Source organism: Vibrio sp. D404a, assembly GCF_030248535.1.
In the GTDB taxonomy this organism is placed as follows: domain Bacteria; phylum Pseudomonadota; class Gammaproteobacteria; order Enterobacterales; family Vibrionaceae; genus Vibrio.
Genome location: NZ_JAHGAJ010000016.1, coordinates 108,612 through 130,210, shown reverse-complemented (window position 1 = coordinate 130,210; position 21,599 = coordinate 108,612). Strand labels below are relative to the sequence as shown.

General features: G+C 47.6%; 18 protein-coding genes and 1 other RNA gene. 16 read left to right on the top strand and 3 right to left on the bottom strand.

Annotation, left to right across the window (positions count from 1 at the left end):
- Positions 1-6: 6 nt before the first annotated feature.
- The 3 genes from KI655_RS09610 to KI655_RS09600 are packed head-to-tail and all read right to left on the bottom strand — an operon-like array spanning position 7 to position 2,796.
- Positions 7-597 carry a phosphoheptose isomerase gene (locus tag KI655_RS09610; RefSeq protein ID WP_004729817.1) on the bottom strand — a complete coding sequence of 197 codons (591 nt, stop codon included), beginning with the start codon at positions 595-597 and terminating at the stop codon, positions 7-9.
- Positions 598-599: 2 nt separating this feature from the next.
- On the bottom strand, positions 600-998 hold the full coding sequence (locus KI655_RS09605) for a YraN family protein (protein ID WP_285404385.1): 399 nt from the start codon (positions 996-998) through the stop codon (positions 600-602).
- Positions 985-2,796, bottom strand: coding sequence for a penicillin-binding protein activator (locus KI655_RS09600; RefSeq protein WP_285404110.1), 1,812 nt, complete (start codon positions 2,794-2,796; stop codon positions 985-987). The genes KI655_RS09605 and KI655_RS09600 overlap by 14 nt, the downstream gene beginning before the upstream one ends.
- 62 nt (positions 2,797-2,858) lie before the next feature.
- On the opposite strand from KI655_RS09600, the gene rsmI reads away from it, so the two are divergent.
- The 16 genes from rsmI (at position 2,859) to lpxC (ending at position 21,479) form a co-directional block, all read left to right on the top strand.
- A complete protein-coding gene (rsmI, locus tag KI655_RS09595) occupies positions 2,859-3,725 on the top strand; it encodes a 16S rRNA (cytidine(1402)-2'-O)-methyltransferase (RefSeq protein ID WP_285404108.1) in 867 nt (288 codons plus the stop codon).
- A gap of 467 nt (positions 3,726-4,192) precedes the next feature.
- Positions 4,193-4,620, top strand: an RNA gene (gene rnpB, locus KI655_RS09590) — RNase P RNA component class A.
- A gap of 228 nt (positions 4,621-4,848) precedes the next feature.
- Complete coding sequence (gene rsmH, locus KI655_RS09585; protein WP_285404106.1) at positions 4,849-5,799, top strand: 16S rRNA (cytosine(1402)-N(4))-methyltransferase RsmH; 951 nt, start codon at positions 4,849-4,851, stop codon at positions 5,797-5,799.
- Positions 5,800-5,802: 3 nt separating this feature from the next.
- A complete protein-coding gene (ftsL, locus tag KI655_RS09580) occupies positions 5,803-6,120 on the top strand; it encodes a cell division protein FtsL (protein ID WP_150870876.1) in 318 nt (105 codons plus the stop codon).
- Entirely contained in the window at positions 6,117-7,877 is a 1,761-nt protein-coding gene (locus tag KI655_RS09575; protein ID WP_285404103.1) for a penicillin-binding transpeptidase domain-containing protein, read from the top strand. The genes ftsL and KI655_RS09575 overlap by 4 nt, the downstream gene beginning before the upstream one ends.
- Before the next feature lie 18 nt (positions 7,878-7,895).
- Positions 7,896-9,386, top strand: coding sequence for a UDP-N-acetylmuramoyl-L-alanyl-D-glutamate--2,6-diaminopimelate ligase (murE, locus tag KI655_RS09570; protein ID WP_285404102.1), 1,491 nt, complete (start codon positions 7,896-7,898; stop codon positions 9,384-9,386).
- The gene (gene murF, locus KI655_RS09565) at positions 9,379-10,755 is read left to right on the top strand and encodes a UDP-N-acetylmuramoyl-tripeptide--D-alanyl-D-alanine ligase (protein ID WP_285404100.1); all 1,377 of its coding nucleotides are present in this window, start codon (positions 9,379-9,381) and stop codon (positions 10,753-10,755) included. The genes murE and murF overlap by 8 nt, the downstream gene beginning before the upstream one ends.
- Positions 10,752-11,834, top strand: coding sequence for a phospho-N-acetylmuramoyl-pentapeptide-transferase (gene mraY / locus KI655_RS09560; protein WP_032553116.1), 1,083 nt, complete (start codon positions 10,752-10,754; stop codon positions 11,832-11,834). The genes murF and mraY overlap by 4 nt, the downstream gene beginning before the upstream one ends.
- A gap of 59 nt (positions 11,835-11,893) precedes the next feature.
- A complete protein-coding gene (gene murD, locus KI655_RS09555; RefSeq protein WP_285404098.1) occupies positions 11,894-13,210 on the top strand; it encodes a UDP-N-acetylmuramoyl-L-alanine--D-glutamate ligase in 1,317 nt (438 codons plus the stop codon).
- A gap of 30 nt (positions 13,211-13,240) precedes the next feature.
- Entirely contained in the window at positions 13,241-14,428 is a 1,188-nt protein-coding gene (ftsW, locus tag KI655_RS09550; RefSeq protein ID WP_373417284.1) for a cell division protein FtsW, read from the top strand.
- A 7-nt stretch (positions 14,429-14,435) separates the two neighbouring features.
- Positions 14,436-15,497, top strand: a complete 1,062-nt coding sequence (gene murG / locus KI655_RS09545) for an undecaprenyldiphospho-muramoylpentapeptide beta-N-acetylglucosaminyltransferase (protein WP_032553213.1) — start codon at positions 14,436-14,438, stop codon at positions 15,495-15,497.
- Between the two features lie 13 nt (positions 15,498-15,510).
- Complete coding sequence (gene murC, locus KI655_RS09540; protein WP_152468145.1) at positions 15,511-16,971, top strand: UDP-N-acetylmuramate--L-alanine ligase; 1,461 nt, start codon at positions 15,511-15,513, stop codon at positions 16,969-16,971.
- 194 nt (positions 16,972-17,165) lie between these two features.
- Positions 17,166-17,945 (top strand): cell division protein FtsQ/DivIB, encoded by a 780-nt coding sequence (locus KI655_RS09535; protein WP_032553120.1) that lies wholly within the window; start codon positions 17,166-17,168, stop codon positions 17,943-17,945.
- Complete coding sequence (gene ftsA, locus KI655_RS09530) at positions 17,938-19,206, top strand: cell division protein FtsA (protein ID WP_032553121.1); 1,269 nt, start codon at positions 17,938-17,940, stop codon at positions 19,204-19,206. Before KI655_RS09535 ends, ftsA begins: the two co-directional genes overlap by 8 nt.
- A gap of 30 nt (positions 19,207-19,236) precedes the next feature.
- A complete protein-coding gene (gene ftsZ, locus KI655_RS09525; protein WP_032553122.1) occupies positions 19,237-20,466 on the top strand; it encodes a cell division protein FtsZ in 1,230 nt (409 codons plus the stop codon).
- Between the two features lie 95 nt (positions 20,467-20,561).
- Entirely contained in the window at positions 20,562-21,479 is a 918-nt protein-coding gene (lpxC, locus tag KI655_RS09520; protein ID WP_032553123.1) for a UDP-3-O-acyl-N-acetylglucosamine deacetylase, read from the top strand.
- Positions 21,480-21,599 lie beyond the last annotated feature (120 nt).

Sequence of the window (21,599 nt, the reverse complement as noted above, 5' to 3'; positions counted from 1 at the left end):
CTCCAATTACTCCTCGTGAGCTGGGAATAGAACTTGGTCAATGAGATCGCACAAGCAATGCAGTGTGACCATATGAACTTCATGGATACGAGCGGTGCGATGTGATGGGATTCGAATCTCTACATCGTGTTCGCCTAGAAGACCAGCCATCTCACCACCGTCTTTACCGGTAAAAGCGATGATGGTCATATCACGGGTTACTGCCGCTTCCATAGCCTTGATGATGTTTTTGCTGTTACCGCTAGTCGAAATAGCAAGAAGGATATCGCCAGTTTGACCAAAAGCACGTACCTGTTTTGAGAAGATCTCTTCGTAGTGGTAGTCGTTTGCAACCGCAGTTAGCGTAGTGTTGTCGGCGGTTAGCGCCATTGCAGGCAGGCTAGGGCGCTCGGTTTCAAAGCGGTTAAGTAGGCAAGAGACAAACTGCTGTGCGTTCGAAGCTGAGCCACCGTTACCACAACATAAAATCTTATTACCATTAAGCAAGGTTGCAACCATGGCTTGAGCGGCATGGGTAATAGCATCTGGCAGGGCTTCTGCTGCCGCGATTTGGATCTGAATACTTTCTGTAAAACTTTCTTTGATGCTATCTAGCATGTTTATCCTTGGGTAATTGCATTTTCTATCCAGTTGATTTGTTCACTTGGCCCTTCAATAGCCACAACATCAAACCGGAAGTTAGTCGAGTGTACCGACATGCCCTGTTTCATCAGCCATAGGTTGGCAGTGTTGATCAGCTTGTTCGCCTTGCGAGCGGTGACCATTTCGGCGGCATGTCCATAACGTGTCTGTTTTCGGTATTTGACTTCAACAAACACAATAGTCTGGTTGTGGTGCATTATAAGATCAATCTCACCACATTTTGCTACGAAGTTTTGCTCTATTAAAGAGAGTCCGTGGCCTTTGAGGTGATCTAGGGCCACGCGTTCGTATTTATCGCCCACTTGTCGGTGGGCGTTAAGTTTTTGTACGAGCTTAGTTCGGCTAAATAGCCCCATGCTCAGCCCAGCTGATTTGACGCTGTACCACACAGTTATTGTCAATGGTTAGCACGCCAGTTTCACCAGAGATGCTGTGCCCTTCAACGGCTTTCATTTGCGGTAGTGCGTCCATCAAATAGTACGCATCCATACCAAGGGCCTGAAGGCGCTTCTGACCATTTGAGTGTGATGGCCACAGCTCGTTTAGCTGCTTGTTCAGTTCACCCTTGCTTTCAACCAGAAGAGGGATATCACTGTAGAAAACGCCAGTTAGGTCTTCGTACTGCTTATCACCACTGTTACTGCGAGAGTTAGAGAACAACGCAGGTTGCTTCGCATCTGGGTTAATCGCTACTTCGATGAAAGGCTTAATAAGCGTTAGCTCAGAGTTCTTCGCCACAATGTATACCGCATCCACGTCGCGACGACTGCGAGGCTCTGTCTCTAGCGGCAGGTTAATTAGATTGTCCATTTGCGCAATGCGTTGTTGGCTCTCTTGTAGGCCAAAAATCTGGTTAACGTTGCGTTGCAGCTGGCGCTTGTCAGAGAAGAATGACGTCGCAACCTCGTTGTTGCTGTATTTTGACCACTCTTCCTTAAATGCTTCTTCGATACGATCACCCAATCGGCCTTTCGGTGCCAAGATAAGCGGGTATTTGTAACCTTGAGTGAAGAGGTGCTTCGCGGCTTGCTCAACTTCCTGCTCTGGCGACAATGCTAGGTAGCAAAGTTTGGTATCCGGTTCTAACTGAGTTGGAATGTTCAGTGCCAACGCAGGAATGGCATTCTCATGACCTTTCTGAGCTTGCTGAAGTTTAGTGATGTTGCTCTTAATCAGAGGGCCAACAATGAAATCAACCTTGTTGTCGACGAGAGTCTGTTTGATCTCTTCCGCGCTCTGAGTGTTGGTATCCAACACGGTCAGCGTCGCGTCTTCCTCACGCTCTTTGTCGTTCATCATCGCGAAGATAAAGCCATCACGCACTAATTGTGCCTGCTTGCTGTACTTACCGGTTAGAGGCAGCAGCAGTGCAGTACTGGTTGGCTTGCTGATTTCTAAAGCCAAGATGTCAGTAATCGCTTGTGGCGTGTAGGTCGCTGCTGGGTGGTATGGATTTTCAGCAAACCAATTTTGCAACGTACTTTGTAGTTCAGGCAGGTTGCCGTTCAGCGTCTTCAGGTAGATAGATAGCTGTAACCAACCCGCCAATACGTCTTCGTCTGGCGCCGTTTTAAGCGCTAGCACTTCGTATTGTGAGTAGCTATTTAGGTTTTGCCAGATACGGTCGGAAATTTGCTGTTGGTTTTCGCCATCATCAAACTCTTCCAGCTTGGTTAACTCACGGCTTGCTTCGAAGTATTGGTTTAGCACTTCTAAGATGTCAGCGCGTAGGTTGTGGTAGTCTTTCCACTGCTCATTCGGCAGTTTCCACCACGGCTGGAAATTCAGTTGTTGATACGCTTGCTCTGTTTGTTGGTTATTAAACAGCAGCTGTGCACGCGCTAATTGCCACTCAGCTTGTTGAGTATCCGAGAGTGGTTGTTTGGCTAAACGTTTGATCAGCAACGTCGCTTGATCGGTTTTACCTGCTTGCACCGACGACTTAAGCGCCATGATTAGCCAATCATTTTGTAGACTTCCCTTGCTACTGTCGGCTTGCATCATGTAACTTTCTGTCGATTGTGTTGGATCAAGTGTAATATCAACACGCGTCGGGGCTTGTGGCGCAGAAGAACAAGCCGCCAATGAAATTGCTAATGCAATTGGAGTTAGTAAGCGTGGTACACTGAGTCTCTTATGGTTCATTGTTGCCATGAGTTCTTTTTAATTCCGTATAAATTTGTATCTATATTAATCGTTGAAGTGATGGTAAACAAATGACAGATAACAAAACCTTGCTCACAGAGAGCCCAACTCTCTATATCGTGCCGACTCCTATCGGAAATTTGGGAGACATCACGCAAAGAGCAATCGAAGTATTATCAAGTGTCGATGTTATTGCAGCGGAAGACACACGTCACACGGGTAAGCTGCTTGCTCACTTCAATATATCCACCAGAACGTTCGCGTTACATGACCATAATGAGCAAACTAAGGCTCAAGTTCTAGTAGAAAAATTATTAGAGGGTCAGTCTATCGCATTAGTCTCAGATGCTGGAACCCCTTTAATCAGTGATCCAGGTTACCATCTTGTATCTCAATGTCGTCAGGCGGGTGTGAGAGTTGTACCACTTCCTGGTGCATGTGCTGTCATCACTGCGTTAAGTGCGTCAGGCCTGCCGTCAGATCGCTTCAGTTTTGAAGGCTTCTTACCTCCTAAGAGTAAAGGTCGTAAGGATAAGTTCCTTGAGATCGCGAAAGCAGAGCGCACCTGTATTTTCTACGAATCACCACATCGTATCTCTGACTCACTGCAAGACATGCTGGAGATTTTAGGCCCAGACCGCGAAGTGGTGTTAGCACGTGAGCTGACGAAGACTTTCGAAACCATTCAAGGCATGCCTCTGGGCGAGTTGATTGAGTGGATTGAAGAAGACGCGAATCGCAAGCGCGGCGAAATGGTGTTACTGATTCACGGCCATCGCGAAGAGGCGAGCACTGACCTGCCAGACGAAGCGACACGCACACTGGGCATTCTGACCAAAGAGCTGCCACTTAAGAAAGCTGCTGCCATGGCCGCAGAGATCTACAACCTGAAGAAGAACGCGCTGTACAAATGGGGCCTAGAGCACCTAGACAACTAGTGCTTCCTTAGTTACACAATTTAGATACAGATAAACAAGAAACCCAACCATCTTTTTATCTGTATCTCTAATCTATTCTTCACGTCTTTCGAGTCCCTTTGCTCGCACCTTCTTTTAAATCTCTTCTCGAGTCTCTCATCACAGCACTCTATTCTGCTCTTAGTTCTTTTCTCATCCCGAATCTCGCTACCCGCATCTTTCTTTTTATCCCTTCGAATCCCTCATCTCGCCACCCGCATCTTTCTTTTTATCTCTTCGAATCCCGCATCTCGCCACCCGCATCTTTCTTTTTATCCCTTCGAATCCCGCATCTCGCCACCCGCATCTTTCTTTTTATCCCTTCGAATCCCTCATCTCGTCACTCTCATCTGCTCTTTCGTTCAATTCCCCACCAGTTAACACCCCGATTGCATCATATTTGTGATCTGGCTAGACACTGCACTCTAATCTCTATACAATCCGCCCTCGGAGTTGACTGGGTAGTCGCTGCTTCATTGATGTCCTTCGGGAGACTGGCGTTGAAGTCCTTTGGGAGACTGACGTTGACGTCCTTCGGGAGACTGATGAAGGGGAGGAAAGTCCGGGCTCCATAGAGCAGGGTGCCAGGTAACGCCTGGGGGGCGCAAGCCCACGACAAGTGCAGCAGAGAGAAGACCGCCGATGGCCCTAGGGCACAGGTAAGGCTGAAAGGGTGCGGTAAGAGCGCACCGGACGGCTAGCAATAGTCCGTTGCAGGGTAAACTCCACCCGGAGCAAGACCAAATAGGCCTCCACATTGCGTTGCTCGCGTAAGGAGGCGGGTAGGTTGCTTGAGCCAGTGAGCGATTGCTGGCCTAGACGAATGGCTACTACCGCGCAAGCGGAACAGAACCCGGCTTATATGTCGACTCCACCTATTCCAAGAACCCATCATTACTTAACAGTAGTGATGGGTTTTTTGCTTTATATTGACGTAAACTATTTAGATTTCCTTAAAATCCGCTTTTCTTGTAAAGACTTGGGTGAAAAATACCAACTCGCTACACACAATGTAGTGGAGATAACGTGCGAAATCAGTACACTAAAACGTTAACAGAATCATTTGTAGCCGAACTAAAGGCTTAATCCACTCACTGAGAAGACTATGACAGAAGCGTTCAAACATATTTCAGTATTGCTTAACGAATCAATTGACGGACTGGCGATCAAACCCGATGGTACCTACATTGACGGTACTTTTGGCCGTGGTGGTCACAGCCGTACAATCCTGTCTAAACTGGGCGAGAATGGACGACTATTTAGTATCGACCGCGATCCACAAGCGATCGCAGAAGCACAAAAAATTGATGATCCTCGTTTTACTATCATCCACGGCCCTTTCTCTGGCATGGCTGAATACGCGGAGCGCTACGATCTTGTCGGCCAAGTAGATGGCGTACTTCTCGACCTTGGTGTCTCTTCTCCTCAACTGGATGACGCAGAGCGCGGCTTCAGCTTCATGAAAGATGGCCCGCTGGATATGCGTATGGACCCAACCTCGGGTATCCCTGTTTCTCAGTGGTTAATGGATGCCGATCTTGATGACATCACATGGGTTATCCGTGAGTTTGGTGAAGACAAGCACGCACGTCGTATTGCGAAAGGCATCGTTGCTTACCGTGAAAACGAAGAGAACGAACCGCTAACACGCACGGGTCAATTGGCTAAGCTGATCTCTGATGTGGCACCAAAGAGCTTCAAAGAGAAAAAGCACCCAGCAACACGTGCTTTCCAAGCATTCCGTATTTACATCAACAGTGAACTGGAAGAGATTGATACGGCACTGAAAGGCGCAGCAAGCATTCTTTCACCGGAAGGTCGCCTGTCTGTTATCAGCTTCCACTCACTTGAAGACCGCATGGTAAAACGTTTTATCCGTAAAGAGAGCCAAGGTCCTCAGGTTCCTCACGGTTTGCCACTGACAGAAGAGCAGATTAAAGCGCTAGGCAGTGCTGATCTTAAGCCTGTCGGCAAAGCGATCAAACCTTCTAAACACGAGGTTGATGAAAACACTCGCTCACGTAGCTCAGTATTACGCATTGCAGAAAAGCTGTAGTAGATGAAGACCGCCAAGCCAAACTTAGCCAAGATTATCTTCTTTGATCTAATATCAGTGGGTCGCGTCCCACTGTTATTGCTCATTGCTATCTTCGCGAGTGCGATGGGGGTCGTTCTTACTACACACATGTCTCGCCAGGCCATTACCCAGAAAGATATGGCTTTGGTGGAGCGTGAGCAGCTTGATGACGAGTGGCGAAACCTAATGCTCGAAGAGACCGCGCTGGCCGAACACAGCCGAGTACAAGCCTCTGCGATTAAAGAGCTTGATATGAAGCGCCCTGACTCAGACAAAGAAGTTGTGATCTCACTGAAATGACCGCAAAAAAGGAAAAAGCACCTGCGAAGAAAGCCGAAGCCGTTTCTGCCAAAGCTGTCGCAGCGAATGAAAAGGATGCCGATCCTATCTTGATCAAATGGCGCTTTAACCTCGTTATCGCGTTTGTATTTCTTGCGTTTGCTGCGCTGGTGTCGCGCGTCGCCTATATTCAAATTATCGAGCCGGACAACCTGATTCGCCAAGGTGATCTACGCTCTGTTCGCGTCAAAGCTATCCCTTCCGCGCGCGGTATTATTTCTGATCGAAACGATGAACCCCTTGCCGTGAGTGTGCCGGTTGAGGCGGTATGGGCTGATCCGAAAACCATTTTTGATAAAGACGGTCTTGCTCAGATTGATCGCTGGTATGCCCTTGCGGATGTATTGGGGCTAGAGCGTCAATCGATGATCGATAAGATCTCAGCCAATAAAAAGCGCCGCTTCATTTATCTCCAAAGACAAGTTAGTCCGGCGATGGCGAAGTACATTCGCGATCTAAAGCTGGTGGGCGTTGGCCTGAAGGCGGAGTCTCGACGTTACTATCCTGCGGGTGAAATCAGTGCGCACCTAATTGGTGTGACCGGTATTGATGGTCATGGTTTAGAAGGCGTGGAGCGCAGCTACGATAAATGGCTAACGGGTGAAGCGGGTAAGCGTACCATTCGTAAAGACCGCTATGGGCGCGTAGTCGAGAATATTGCCTTGGAAGAGCGTGAGCAAGGCAAACCCTTGACCTTGACCATCGACCAACGCCTTCAAGCGATCGCCTATCGTGAGATCAAACAAGCGGTAGCCGATCACCGTGCTACTTCAGGCTCGGCGATTCTGCTGGATGTCAAAACCGGTGCGGTGTTAGCCATGGTCAATGCCCCATCCTACAACCCAAACAATCGTGCTGACCTACAAAGCTTTAAGATGCGTAATCGCGTTTTGACCGACGCGATGGAACCAGGCTCGACGGTTAAACCCTTTGTTGTTTTGGCGGCACTCGAAAACGGTGCAGCAACCCCAGACACAGTCATTAATACCGGTAACGGCATCATGCAGATTGGTGGTAGCCGTGTTCGTGATACCTCCAAAGTCGGCAAGGCTGACTTAGCGATGATCCTTAAAAAGTCGAGTAACATCGGTGTGGCTAAGCTGGCATTGGATATGCCGCTGGAAGCGCTACTTGGGCTTTACAGTTCGGTTGGTCTTGGCGAAATGTCAGGCTTGAATCTGGTCGGTGAAACAACGGGTATTTTCCCTAACCGTCGCCGTTGGTCGAAGTTTGAAATCGCGACTCTATCTTTTGGTTACGGCTTATCGGTCACCCCAATTCAATTAGCTCATGCTTACGCAACGCTCGCGAACAAAGGCGTCTATGAGCCGATTCACATCATTGAAAACAATGAGCAAGATTTTTCTAAGCAGATCATTGATAGAGACAATGCGCAGCTGGTACTAGAGATGCTGGAAGGCGTCACCCAAAAAGGCGGTACTGCAACACGAGCAGCGGTACCGGGTTATCGCGTCGCAGCCAAAACGGGTACTTCACGTAAAGCGGAAGCGGGTGGCTATAGTGATGAATACATCGCGATTACCGCAGGCGTAGCACCGGTGAGCGACCCTCGAGTATCACTGGTTGTGGTCGTAAACGAGCCGCAGGGTGATCTTTACTACGGTGGCTCAGTGGCAGCCCCTGTCTTCTCTGAGATCATGAAAGGCGCGCTGCAAATTCTTAATGTACCTGCTGACGAAAACAAGTTTCAAGAATAGAGCGAATCAGGATTCGATATGAGTAATTGCCTAACACTATCTAGCTTACTAGCCTCATGGGGAGCATTTGATGACGCCACACTGGCTGAAATCGAAGTGACGCATCTGGAGCTAGATAGCCGAGCCGTGCGCTCGGGAGACATTTTTGTCGCTGTTATTGGTCACGCTGTGGATGGCCGCCGCTTTATTGATAAGGCTATTGAGCTTGGCGCTAGCGCCGTTATCGCACAAGCGTGTGAAGAGCATGCTCACGGCAGTATTGAGCAGCGAAATGGTGTCACCATTGTTTATATCCAAGATCTGAACCAAGAGCTCTCTGCTCTAGCTGGTCGTGTCTATCAATCAGATGCGACTCAGCTGATTGGCGTGACAGGCACCAATGGCAAAACCACAATTACTCAACTTATCGCTCAGTGGCTTGATTTAGTTGGTCAGCGCTCTGGTGTTATGGGCACGACAGGGAATGGTTTTCTTGACGACCTGCAAAACGCAAAAAATACCACGGGTAGTGCGATTGAAATTCAACGTACTTTGAGTGAATTATCGGCTCAAAATGCGGCCTATACTGCAATGGAAATCTCATCACACGGCTTGGTTCAAGGCCGTGTTAAAGCACTCAAATTTGCAGCCGGTGTTTTTACCAACCTGAGTCGAGACCACCTTGACTATCATGGCACGATGGAAGAGTACGCGTTAGCCAAACAGAGTCTGTTTACCAAGCATCACTGCCAGCACGCTATCATTAATGCCGATGACCCAGTGGGTTTGGCGTGGTTATCAGAATTACCTGATGCCGTTGCAGTATCGCTTAATCCTATGACTGATCGCGCCAATGCGGTGTGGGCCTCAGACGTGGCTTATGCCGAAACTGGCATCCGTATGGATTTCGATGGTGCGTGGGGCATGGGGTCACTGCAGGTACCTTTGATCGGTCAATTCAATGCCTCTAATGTTTTGGTAGCGTTCGCAACACTGCTTGCTTTAGGTATTGATAAACAACAACTGGTTGATAGTGCGCCAAAGTTACAGCCAGTGATCGGCCGTATGGAACTATTCCAAGCGCCGCAAAAAGCCAAAGTTGTGGTTGATTATGCACACACGCCTGATGCACTGGAAAAAGCATTAGCTGCACTGCGCGTGCATTGCTCTGGCAACTTATGGGCTATTTTCGGTTGCGGCGGTGATAGAGATAAAGGGAAGCGTCCAATGATGGCGGAGACGGCGGAACAGTTCGCCGACAAGATCATTATCTCTGATGATAATCCTCGTAGTGAAGACCCGGCGGAAATCGTCAAAGATATGCTGGTGGGGCTTAAGCAGCCTCAAGTCGCATACGTTGAGCATGATCGCTATCAAGCGGTGAAGTTTGCCCTTGAGCAAGCTGGTAACAATGACATTATCCTACTGGCAGGTAAGGGCCATGAGGATTACCAAGTATTAAAAGATGAAACTGTGCACTACTCTGACCGAGAGTCAGCACTGCAATTATTAGGTATTCACAATGATTGATGTATCACTAGAACAGGTCTGTCAGGCCGTTAATGGTGAACTAATTGAATCAACGGAAGCAGGGAAAGCGACCATGATTCATTCTGTATCTACAGATACACGTACCGTTCAAAGTGGTGCTCTGTTCGTGGCTTTGGTTGGCGAGCGATTTGATGCGCATGACTTTTGCCATCAAGCGGTCGAAGCACAAGCTAGCGCGTTGTTAGTCGAACGAAAACTTGACCTAAATATTACTCAAGTGATTGTTGAGGATACTAAACTTGCGTTGGGTCAGTTGAGTGCATGGGTGCATGCTCAATGTGAAGTGCCAACCATGGCTATCACAGGTAGCTGTGGCAAAACCACAGTCAAAGAGATGGTCGCTAGCATTTTACAACAGCGTGGAAAAGTACTGTTTACCGCGGGCAATTTCAATAATGATATTGGGGTACCTCTGACGTTACTGCGTAGTGAGCCAAGTGATGACTTCGCTGTGATTGAGCTTGGTGCTAACCACATCGGTGAGATTGCTTACACGACACAACTGGTGAAGCCGCAAGTGGCGGTGGTAAATAATGTTGCCGCAGCGCACCTTGAAGGCTTTGGTTCAATGGATGGTGTAAAGCAAGCTAAGGGGGAAATCTACCAAGGCCTCTCTGCTGGAGATACCGCTATCGTCAACTTAGAGAGCAATGGTGGTGCATATTGGGAAGAAGTCTTGGCAGATAAGTCAGTGTTTACCTTCTCCGATGTAAACTCTGCTGCCGATTACTTTGCCGACGAAGTTGAGCTTAATGATCAAGGCGAAGCCTGCTTCACAATACACACCCCACAAGGGGCTATCGCTATTGAGCTAGGTATCATAGGTCAACATAATGTGGCAAATGCGCTTTCTGCAGCCGCATTAAGTATCCAATTCGGTGCGAGTTTGAATGATATTCAGACTGGTTTAAAAAACTTAAACTCAGTAAAGGGCCGCGTTGAGGTTCAACAGCTGAGTGAACAAATTAAGCTAATTGACGACAGCTACAACGCCAGCGTGCCTGCGATGAAGGCGGCGGCAAAACTGTTGTCTAGCTTTAAAGGGCAGCGTTGGCTGATTTTAGGCAATATGGCTGAATTAGGCGATGAAAGCCTTGCACTTCACCGTCAAGTCGGTGAATATGCTGCCCCATTCGCTTTTGAGCATGTACTCACTTACGGTGATGATACAAAGGTGATCAGTGAGGTCTGCAACGGCATTCACTTCGCCACGCATCAAGCGATGATCGCACATATAGAGCAGCAGTTAAGCTTGCCAAATAATGCGTCGCACACACTGTTAGTTAAAGGCGCAAACAGTGCAGGAATGAGTAAAATTGCCGCTGCTTTAAAGGAGAACTTTTCATGATTATTTGGCTTGCAGAGCTGCTACAGCCACACTTTTCGTTTTTTCGTTTGTTTGAATATCTTTCGTTTCGAGCAATCGCGAGTATTTTAACGGCTCTATGCTTGTCACTGTGGATGGGACCTCGTTTAATCGAGCGTCTACAAATGCTGCAAATCGGTCAAGTTGTTCGTAATGACGGTCCTGAATCTCACTTCAGCAAACGCGGTACCCCAACCATGGGTGGTGTGATGATCTTGGCTGCGATCATCATTACTGTTCTATTGTGGGCAGATCTTTCTAACCCTTATGTATGGGCTGTGATGGCAGTACTTGGCGGTTATGGTGCGGTTGGTTTTGTTGATGACTATCGTAAAGTTGTCCGTAAGAATACCGATGGCCTAATTGCTCGCTGGAAGTACTTCTGGCAATCAGCGATTGCGCTGGTTGTGGCGTTTGCACTGTATGCACACGGTCAAGACACGGCAGCGACTCAGCTTGTTGTACCTTTCTTCAAAGATGTGATGCCACAGCTTGGCTTACTCTACATTGTGTTGACGTACTTTGTTATCGTGGGCACCAGTAATGCGGTTAACCTAACAGATGGTCTAGACGGTCTAGCAATCATGCCGACGGTAATGGTAGCTGCTGGTTTTGCGGTGATTGCATGGGCGACGGGTAACGTTAACTTTGCTGAGTACCTACATATTCCATATATCCCGTTTACGTCTGAGCTGGTTGTTGTATGTACCGCTATTGTTGGTGCTGGCCTTGGTTTCCTATGGTTTAACACTTACCCAGCGCAAGTATTCATGGGCGATGTTGGCTCTCTAGCACTCGGTGGTGCTTTAGGTACTATCGCGGTATTGGTTCGCCAGGAGTTGGTACTGGTTATTATGGGCGGTGTATTTGTAATGGAGACGCTATCAGTAATCTTACAGGTAGGCTCTTACAAGCTGCGCGGTCAGCGTATTTTCCGTATGGCACCAATTCACCACCACTACGAGCTGAAAGGCTGGCCAGAGCCACGTGTAATCGTGCGTTTTTGGATCATCTCAATGGTTCTTGTTTTGATTGGTCTAGCGACACTGAAAGTTCGTTAATTCCACTTTAAGCCTCGTTAATACGGGGCTTTATCCACATTATAGAGCGTCTTGTTTAAATGGAACCTTGGCAAAATATTCAGAATGTAGTGGTTGTAGGGCTCGGTATTACCGGGCTCTCTGTCGTTAAACATCTTGTAAAATATCAGCCTCACTGCATGGTGAGAGTGATCGACACTCGCGATAATCCACCGGGCACAGAGTCACTGCCTGATGGTGTTGCTCTGCATTCTGGGAGCTGGCAAAACAAGTGGTTAGCACAAGCCGACCTTGTGGTTGCAAACCCAGGTATCGCACTGGCAACACCAGAGATTCAAACTGTGTTGGCGCGCGGTGGTGCTGTTGTGGGTGATATTGAACTGTTTGCTTGGGCAGTTGAGAAGCCTGTCGTGGCAATCACGGGCTCTAACGGTAAGAGCACTGTGACAGATCTTACGGGTGTGCTTGCCAAAGCTGCGGGTCTTAAGGTGGGCGTTGGTGGCAACATCGGTGTACCAGCTCTGGATCTACTTGAACAAGATGCCGACCTCTATGTCTTAGAATTGTCGAGCTTCCAGTTAGAGACCACATCAAGTCTTAAATTAGCGGCGGCGGCCTTCTTGAACCTCTCTGAAGATCACATGGATCGCTATCAAGGTATGGCCGATTACTGTGATGCTAAGCGCCGTATCTTCAAACATGCGCAATACGCTCTAGTAAACCGTGATGATCGCGAAACCTATCCGCTGGATTCACAACAGGTCGTAAGCTTTGGTTTTGATAGCCAAGAGTTCGGTGTTGATGTGATTGATGGCGAAGAGTGGCTCATTGATCATGGTGTGCCGGTTATTCGCAGCCAAGACCTTACTCTGGTTGGTCGACACAATGTATCAAATGCCTTGGTTTCTTTAGCACTACTTAAACTGGCAAATATCGACTACACCAACAGTCTTGATGCATTAAAAGCATATAACGGCCTGACTCATCGTTGCCAAGTCGTCGCAGACAAGCGTGACGTGAAGTGGGTTAATGACTCTAAGGCAACCAACGTTGCCAGCACGTTAGCGGCTTTGTCTGGTCTAGAGTGTGCAGGAACACTTTATTTGTTAGTCGGTGGTGTGGGTAAAGGGGCAGACTTCAGTGAGCTTGCACCGGTACTCAACAATATCGCACGCGTTAAACTGTGCTGTTTTGGTGAAGATGCTGACCAGTTTATGCCTCTGCATCCATCGGCACAAAAGTTTGACACCATGCAGCAGATTATCGAAACCGTTTCACCAAAGCTGGTAGCGGGAGATATGGTGATGTTGTCGCCTGCGTGTGCAAGCTTCGATCAGTTTAGTAATTTCATGGCAAGGGGTGATGCATTCACCGAGCTTGCTCAAAAGTACGCTTAATCGTTAAAGGACTGGAACCCAGTGCAGAAAGTGAGACAGCTCAACCACTCAATTTGGCAATGGCTTAACCGCTCTACGCCAGAGGCGCTTTATGATCGTCAATTGGTCTGGATCGCGCTTGGGCTGATGCTGACTGGATTGGTAATGGTGACGTCTGCTTCGTTCCCAATCAGTGCTCGTTTAACCGATCAGCCTTTTCACTTTATGTTCCGCCATGCGATCTTTTTGCTGCTCGCTTTGGGTGTATCCAGTGTGATATTGCAAATCCCGATGAAACGCTGGCTCCAATACAGTATGTACCTACTGGGATTATCATTCTTCTTGTTGATAGTGGTATTGGCTGTTGGTAAATCGGTGAACGGCGCATCGCGTTGGATTCCTTTGGGGTTATTCAACCTCCAGCCTGCCGAAGTGGCGAAGTTGTCGTTGTTTATCTTCATGGCCGGTTACTTGGTTCGTAAGCAAGACGAAGTGAGAAAGACCTTCTTCGGTGGTTTTGCTAAACCCATTATGGTGTTTGGGGCCTTTGCAGTCTTGCTACTAGGTCAGCCCGACTTAGGTACCGTGGTTGTGATGCTGGTGACTCTGTTTGGCATGCTGTTCATTGCTGGTGCGAAACTGTCGCAGTTTATCGCTCTCATGGTTGCTGGTGTGGCTGCGGTTGTTGGCTTGATTGTGATAGAGCCATACCGTGTGCGACGTGTGACCTCATTCTGGGAACCCTGGAATGACCCATTTGGTAGTGGCTACCAGCTAACACAATCTCTGATGGCATTTGGTCGTGGGGATTGGATGGGGCAAGGCTTAGGCAACTCGATTCAAAAACTAGAGTACTTGCCGGAGGCGCATACCGACTTTGTATTTGCTGTACTTGCCGAAGAGCTCGGTTTTGTGGGCGTGACCTTGGTATTGATGCTGATCTTCAGTCTGGTTTTCAAAGCGATTTTTATTGGTAAGAAAGCCTTTGAAAACGACCAGGTGTTTAGCGGTTACCTCGCTTTTGGCATCGGTATTTGGTTTGCTTTTCAAACCTTGGTTAACGTTGGTGCGGCATCAGGTATCGTACCGACCAAGGGCCTGACTCTTCCACTGATCAGTTATGGTGGCTCCAGCTTGATCATCATGTCAGTCGCGGTATCTATGTTGCTGCGAATTGACCATGAATGTCGCCTAATAGAACAACAGGATGCTGAGCATCAGAACGAATTAAATGAATAGTAGCAGCATGAAAAAGAACAAAAGATTATTGGTGATGGCTGGTGGTACCGGCGGTCACGTATTTCCAGGCTTAGCGGTCGCGAAAAAACTACAACAACAAGGTTGGGAGATTCGCTGGCTAGGTACGGCTGATCGTATGGAAGCGGATCTGGTGCCAAAGCACGGTATCGAGATTGATTTCATTAAGGTGAAAGGACTGCGAGGCCAAGGCATCGCTAAGTTAATTAAAGCGCCTTTCCAAATTATTAATGCCATACTTCAAGCAAAGCAACACATTAAGGCGTGGCAGCCAGATGTGGTGCTTGGCATGGGCGGCTATGTGAGTGGTCCAGGTGGCATCGCAGCTTGGTTATCGGGTATTCCAGTGGTTCTGCATGAGCAGAATGCAGTGGCCGGTTTAACCAACCAATGGCTATCTAAGATCGCGAAAAAGGTGTTTCAAGCATTCCCGGGTGCATTCCCTAGTGCGGATGTTGTGGGTAACCCAGTACGTGAAGATGTGGTTGCATTGCCTGAGCCAAGTGAGCGCATGGCGGAACGTGACGGTGATATCCGTATCCTAGTTATGGGCGGTAGCCAAGGTGCCAAGATCCTCAATGATACCTTGCCAGTTGCTTTGGGGCAGCTTGGTGAAGGCTTCACAGTGATGCACCAAGCGGGCAAAAACAATCAACAGCAAGTTATTGAACAATATAATTCTCATTCTGTGAACAATGTTCAAGTGACTGAATTTATTGATGATGTGGCGCAAGCTTATGCATGGGCAGATCTATTAGTGTGTCGTTCAGGTGCGTTAACAGTGTCTGAAGTCTCTGCTGCAGGTGTTGGCTCTATTTTTGTGCCTTTCATGCATAAAGACCGCCAGCAAGCGCTTAACGCCGACCACTTAGTTGATTGCGGCGCTGCGTTGATGATCGAACAGCCAGATCTAACGGCAGAAAAGCTAGCGAACACCATCGCTCAGCTAGACAGAAATGAATTAAAAACGATGGCAACAAAGGCACGCCAAGCTGCGAAGCTGGACGCTGATGTGACCGTCGCTAAAGCCATTCAAGCTTTAGCAAAATAACGAGATAAATTTGATGACGATTGAACATACGCAAGACTTAGCGCAGATCCGTGCAATGGTGCCAGAAATGCGCCGAGTGAAATCTATCCACTTCATCGGTATTGGTGGCGCAGGTATGAGCGGGATTGCTGAAGTCTTGCTAAACGAAGGCTACCAGATTACAGGTTCTGACATTGCTCAAAACCCAGTAACAGAGCGTTTGGTTAGCAAGGGTGCAACGGTCTACATTGGCCATCAAGCGAGTAATGTTGCTAACGCAAGTGTGGTGGTCGTTTCGACTGCAATCAACGAAGAGAACCCTGAAATCGTTGCGGCTCGTGAAGCACGCACACCGATTGTTCGTCGTGCAGAGATGCTCGCAGAGCTAATGCGCTTTCGTCATGGTATTGCAGTGGCTGGTACGCACGGCAAAACAACCACGACGGCTCTGGTTACACAGATTTACTCTGAAGCGGGTCTTGATCCAACCTTCGTTAACGGTGGCCTGGTAAAAAGCGCGGGCACTAATGCTCGTCTAGGCTCAAGCCGCATCTTGATTGCAGAGGCTGATGAGAGTGATGCATCGTTCTTACATCTGCAACCTATGGTAAGCATCGTGACTAACATCGAAGCTGACCACATGGATACCTACGGTGGTGACTTCGAAACGTTAAAGCAGACCTTCATCGACTTCCTACACAACCTGCCGTTTTACGGTCAGGCTGTCATGTGTGTTGATGATCCAGTGGTACGTGAGCTTATCCCTCAAGTAAGTCGCCAAGTGATCACTTACGGTTTCTCTGAAGATGCAGATGTGCGTATTGAGAACTACCGCCAAGAAGGTCAACAAGGCAAATTCACGGTAGTTCGTGAAGGCAAAGCGAATTTGGATATCACACTTAACATCCCAGGACGCCACAATGCATTGAATGCATCAGCTGCGATTGCAGTAGCTACAGAAGATGACATCAGCGATGAAGCAATCCTGAAAGCAATGGCTGGCACTCAGGGCACTGGTCGCCGTTTTGATCACTTAGGTGAATACGAAACTGGTAAAGGTGTGGCAATGCTGGTGGATGACTACGGCCATCACCCAACTGAGGTCGACGTGACTATCCAAGCAGCACGCAGCGGTTGGGAAGATAAGCGTCTGGTGATGATATTCCAGCCGCACCGTTATAGCCGCACCCGTGATCTGTTTGATGATTTTGCTAACGTTCTTGAGCAGGTTGACGTTTTAATCCTGCTTGATGTCTACTCAGCAGGTGAAAAACCGATTGCTGGCGCTGATGGCCGTGCGTTGAGCCGAACCATTCGTGGCCGCGGTAAAATCGACCCTATTTTTGTCTCAGACATTACTGCGCTGCCTTCGACATTAGCCAATGTTATCCAAGGCGGAGACCTCGTATTAACACAAGGCGCAGGCGATGTTGGCCGTGTAGCGAAACAGCTTGAAGCGTTGCAGTTAGACATTAATAAAATGCAGAGCGCTTAATAGAATAAGTTCTCACATACTGTGGTCGAGCGCTCACTTCTTGCGCTTGACCCAAATTTAACCAAAAATCTGATTATCAACGTTTGATAGTTTGATTTTGCTCAGTATAATTCATAGGTTAAAGTAAGTGCTTTTACCTCTATTACGAAAAGATAGGGAATAGAATTGCGAACCAACGACAGGGACTGCGGGTTTTGGTAGAAAGTACTTTCAGCGAAAACCGCCACCTATTCAGCTTACCATCGTTAAAGAAACACGCCCTTGGTGGTTCTTTTCTGATTTTGGTAGTGCTTTTCATTGGGTTTCTTTTCTATACCACTCTGAGTTGGATGTGGGACGATCAACGATTGCCCCTCTCTAAAATTGTACTTCAAGGCGACTTAACATATGTCTCCGCCAGTGATGTTCAGCATGCGTTTAGCCAGCTTGAACATATTGGAACCTTCATGTCGCAAGATATTGATGTGTTACAAGACAGTTTAGAGGCACTTCCTTGGGTATCTGTTGTCTCTATTCGTAAGCAATGGCCTGACACGATTAAAGTTTTTCTGACTGAGCATCAAGCTGCCGCGATTTGGAACGGTAACATGCTGCTAAACGAAAATGGCGATGTGTTTAATGGAGATATAGGCCAACTTGAAGGTGACAGAGTCAAACTCTATGGCCCTCAAGATTCGAGTCAAGAAGTGATCGCCAAGTGGCGTCAAATTACTCCGCTGATCAATAGCGTGGGATTGAGTGTCACTTCATTGGTTCTGAATGAACGTAGAGCATGGCAAATCATCCTAGACAACGGCATTCGCCTAGAGCTAGGTAAAGATTCTTTAGACGAGCGTGTTGAGCGCTTTATTTCGCTTTATAACGAGTTAGGTGATAAAGCGAATCGAGTGAGCTACATCGACCTCAGGTATGATACGGGAGCCGCTGTAGGCTGGTTTCCAGAGCAAGAGTTAGAAGAGAGTACAGATGACTAAGGCCGCAGATGACAACATAATTGTTGGTCTTGATATAGGCACTGCAACCATATCAGCTCTAGTAGGTGAGGTACTGCCTGATGGTCAAATCAATATCATTGGATCTGGGCAGAGCCCATCCAGAGGTATGGATAAAGGCGGTGTTAACGACCTAGAGTCGGTAGTGAAATCGGTTCAGCGTGCTATTGATCAAGCGGAACTGATGGCTGAATGCCAAATCAGCAATGTATTTATCTCACTATCGGGTAAGCACATCGCAAGCCGAATTGAAAAAGGCATGGGCACCATCTCGGATGAGGAAGTGTCACAAGACGATATGGACCGAGCAATCCATACCGCGAAATCAATTAAAATAGGTGACGAGCAGAGAATTCTGCACGTGATTCCACAAGAATTCACCATCGATTACCAAGAGGGCATTAAGAACCCACTTGGCTTATCTGGGGTTCGAATGGAAGTGAGTGTTCACCTGATTTCTTGCCACAGCGATATGGCGAGAAACATTATTAAAGCTGTTGAACGATGTGGTCTCACAGTAGAGCAGATCGTGTTTTCAGGGCTTGCCTCAAGTAATGCGGTAATCACTGAAGACGAGAGAGAGCTTGGAGTGTGTGTGGTCGATATTGGTGCAGGGACGATGGATATCTCCATTTGGACCGGTGGTGCACTGCGACACACAGAAGTCTTTTCCTATGCAGGAAATGCAGTAACCAGTGATATTGCCTTCGCATTCGGTACACCTGTAAGTGATGCCGAAGAGATCAAAGTAAACCACGGTTGCGCTCTGAGTGAACTTGTAAGCAAGGATGACTCAGTTAACGTCCCAAGTGTGGGTGGTCGACCATCTCGTAGTTTGCAAAGACAAACACTTTCTGAGGTGATTGAACCACGTTATACAGAATTAATGGGGCTTGTTAACCAAACTATTGATACTGTTCAACTACAGTTAAGAGATGAGGGTATTAAACATCATCTTGCTGCCGGTGTAGTTTTAACTGGTGGTGCTGCACAGATTGAAGGATTAGTAGAGTGTGCGGAACGCGTTTTCCGCAATCAAGTTCGAGTGGGTAAGCCGTTAGAAGTTAGTGGCTTAACCGATTATGTTAAAGAGCCGTATCATTCTACGGCGGTTGGTTTACTTCATTACGCAAGAGACTGCCAAATAAACGATGAAGGTGATTACAGCGAGCCAAAGCGTAGCGCACCTTCGATGACAGGTTTGTTTGGTAAATTGCGTAATTGGATACAAAAAGAGTTTTAACCTGAGTTGCAGGAAAAACGGAGATAACACATGTTTGAACCGATGATGGAAATGTCTGACGATGCAGTAATTAAAGTCGTTGGAGTTGGTGGCGGTGGCGGTAACGCTGTTGAGCACATGGTACGTGAGTCAATTGAAGGTGTTGAGTTCATTAGCGTAAACACTGATGCTCAAGCACTTCGCAAAACTAGCGTGAGCAGCGTGATCCAAATTGGTGGTGACATCACTAAGGGTCTAGGCGCTGGCGCAAACCCACAAGTTGGCCGTGATGCAGCTCTCGAAGACCGAGAAAGAATTAAAGAAGTTCTAACTGGCGCCGATATGGTATTTATCGCAGCTGGTATGGGTGGTGGTACAGGTACTGGTGCCGCTCCAGTAATTGCTGAAGTAGCAAAAGAGCTGGGCGTACTAACAGTCGCTGTTGTAACTAAGCCATTTAGCTTCGAAGGTAAAAAGCGTCTAGCGTTTGCTGAACAAGGTATTGAAGAGCTTTCTAAACATGTGGATTCATTGATTACGATTCCAAATGAGAAGCTACTGAAAGTACTGGGTCGTGGTGTAACACTACTGGAAGCATTCGCAAGCGCGAACGATGTTCTCAAGAACGCGGTTCAAGGTATTGCAGAGCTAATTACTCGCCCTGGCATGATTAACGTCGACTTTGCGGACGTACGCACTGTGATGTCGGAAATGGGTCATGCAATGATGGGTAGCGGCATCGCGAAAGGCGAAGACCGTGCAGAGGAAGCGGCTGAAACGGCAATTTCTAGCCCATTACTAGAAGATATCGACCTAGCGGGCGCTCGTGGTGTGCTTGTTAACATCACAGCTGGTCTAGATATGCGTCTAGATGAGTTCGAGACCGTAGGTAACACAGTTAAGGCCTTTGCTTCTGATAATGCAACAGTAGTAATCGGTACTTCTCTAGACCCAGATATGACGGACGAAATCCGCGTAACTGTGGTAGCAACAGGTATTGGCACTGAGAGAAAGCCAGACATTACGTTAGTTGCTGGTGGTAAAGCAAAAGTGGCTTCGGCTCCTCAACCACAAGCTGCAGTACAAGCTGCACCAAAAGTGGAAGAGAAAGTGGCACAGCCATTGCAAGAAAAAACTGAGGTTAAACCTCAAGTGAAACCACAGCCAACAACGTCACCTGTTTCTTCTGGTACAGGCGCTAGCCAAAGTGCAGCACCTAAGCCAGAAAAAGAGAGTGGGTACTTAGATATTCCAGCATTCTTACGACGTCAGGCTGATTAACAAACAACCAATATTTGACTATAGTCAATTTAGTGGTAAAATTCGCGGTCGGTAAATACTGGCCGTGATTTGTAGCACTGATAAGAGGCAGGCAGATGATCAGACAACGTACTCTGAAAGAAATTGTGAAAACAACTGGTGTGGGTCTCCACTCTGGTCGTAAAGTCACACTTACTCTTCGCCCGGCAGCTGCAAATACAGGCATTGTATACCGTCGTACCGATGTAAACCCTCCTGTAGATTTCCCAGCTGATCCAGCATCAGTTCGTGACACTATGTTGTGTACAGCGCTTGTAAACGATGCAGGTGTGCGTATTTCAACGGTTGAACACTTGAATGCAGCATTAGCAGGTATGGGTATCGACAACATCATTGTTGAAGTAGATGCTCCTGAGATTCCAATCATGGACGGCAGTTCAAGCCCGTTTGTGTATCTAATCCAGCAAGCTGGTGTGGAAACTCAAAATGCAGCGAAGCGTTTTATTCGTATCAAAAAGCCAGTACGCTTTGAAGACGGTGATAAGTGGGCAGAGTTTGTACCATTCAACGGCTTCCGTATGGACTTCGAGATCGACTTCAACCACCCAGCGATTGAAGCTGATGAGCAGCGTCTTCTGTTTGACTTCTCTTCACAAGGTTTTGTTAAAGAGATTTCTCGCGCTCGTACTTTCGGCTTCATGCGTGACATCGAATACCTACAATCTCAGAACCTAGTTCTAGGTGGTAGCTTTGATAACGCTATCGTGCTTGATGAGTACCGTATTCTTAACGAAGAAGGTCTTCGTTTTGATAACGAGTTTGTTACTCACAAAGTGCTGGATGCGATTGGTGACCTTTACATGTGTGGACACGCTATCATTGGTGAGTTCCGTGCATACAAATCGGGTCACGGCCTAAACAACCAACTTCTACGTGCAGTTCTTGCTGATGCAGAAGCTTGGGAATGGGCAACATTCGAAGAAGAAGCAGGCTCACCAGTTGCCTTTGCAGAACCAGGAATGGTTTTAGCATAAAACTGCAATCAAAGATTTTAAAAACCAGGCAATGCGCCTGGTTTTTTTGTATCTGTAATAAAGCTAAAGTGCGATAAAGCATTGGAATAAGCGTTAGGCTAGCCTTGAGGTTGTTTATTC